Origin of the sequence: Streptomyces tamarix (assembly GCF_032423885.1) — a bacterium.
In the GTDB taxonomy this organism is placed as follows: domain Bacteria; phylum Actinomycetota; class Actinomycetes; order Streptomycetales; family Streptomycetaceae; genus Streptomyces; species Streptomyces tamarix.
In genome coordinates, this window is the sequence record NZ_JAWCTQ010000096.1 from 1 (window position 1) to 1,490 (window position 1,490).

Genomic DNA, 1,490 nt, shown 5'->3' on the forward strand with positions numbered 1-1,490 from the left:
CCCCCGTTATGTTTTTCGCGGTCCTGCAAGAGGGCCGCTGGCCTCCGGGCCCGGCATGGCTGTTGCCCCCTGTCGATCGGATGACCTGGGGGGTGGTGTCACCGGGCCCGAGGGGTGCCGTCACAGACGCTGATCAGAGGTCCGATCGCTGCCCGGCCGGGCGCAATGCCCGGCCGCTCGTGGGCAGCAGGTCTGCATAACGTGGCTGCGCGAGAACGGCTCCCGACCATGGGGCCGGCACGCATCGACACTGTGGGGGCACGGTGATCAGCATCGACGGGGTGGGCGTCTTCCTGGGCTTGGACGTCGGCAAGCAGACCCATCACGGCCACGGTCTGAGCCCGGCCGGGAAGACGGTCTTCGACAAGCCGCTGCCCAACAGCGAACCGAAGCTGCGGGCGGTCTTCGACAAACTGAAGGCCAAGTTCGGCACCGTCCTGGTGATCGTGGACCAGCCCGCCTCCATCGGCGCCCTGCCGCTGACCGTCGCCCGCGACACGGGCTGCCAGGTCGCCTACCTGCCCGGCCTGGCCATGCGGCGGATCGCCGACCTCTACCCCGGCGAGGCCAAGACCGACGCCCGCGACGCGGCCGTCATCGCGGACGCCGCCCGCACCATGCCCCACACCCTGCGCACCCTCAACCTGACCGACGAGGTCACCGCGGAGCTGACCATGCTGGTCGGCTTCGACCAGGACCTCGCCGGTGAGGCCAACCGAACCTCCAACCGCATCCGCGGCCTGCTCACCCAGTTCCACCCCAGCCTCGAACGCGTCTTCGGCCCCCGCCTGGACCACCCGGCCATCACCTGGCTCCTCGAGCGCTACGGATCCCCACAGACACTCCGCAAGGCAGGCCGCCGCAGGCTCGTCGAGGTCGTCCGCCCGAGGGCACCGCGCATGGCCGAGCGGCTGGTCGACGACATCTTCACCGCGCTCGACGAGCAGACCGTCACCGTCCCGGGCACCGGCACCCTGGACGTGATCGTCCCGTCGCTGGCGAAGTCGCTGGCCGCCGTCCATGAACAACGCCGGGCCCTGGAGACCAGGATCGAGGCACTGCTGGAGGCCCACCCTCTTTCCCAGGTCCTGACCTCGATGCCCGGCGTCGGAGTCAGGACCGCCGCAGTCCTCCTGGCCACCGTCGGCGACGGCAGCTCGTTCCCGAGCGCCGCCCACCTGGCCTCCTACGCCGGCCTCGCCCCGGCGACCCGGCAGTCGGGGACCTCGATCCATGGCGAGCACGCGCCCAGAGGCGGGAACCGGCAGCTCAAACGCGCGATGTTCCTCTCCGCCTTCGCCGCCCTGCACGACCCCGCCTCCCGGACCTACTACGACCGCTGCCGAGCCCGCGGCAAAACCCACACCCAAGCCCTCCTCCGCCTCGCCCGCCACCGCATCAGCGTCCTGTTCGCCATGCTCCGCGACGGAACCCTCTACGAACCCAGAACCCCACGCCTTGCTTGACGAAGGACATAGAGGCACCCCCCC

1 protein-coding gene is annotated in these 1,490 nt (G+C 70.6%); it reads left to right on the forward strand.

What is annotated here, in order from left to right:
• The first annotated feature begins 263 nt into the window (after positions 1-263).
• Entirely contained in the window at positions 264-1,466 is a 1,203-nt protein-coding gene (locus RND61_RS32395; RefSeq protein WP_315881749.1) for an IS110 family transposase, read from the forward strand.
• The last annotated feature ends 24 nt before the right edge of the window (positions 1,467-1,490 follow it).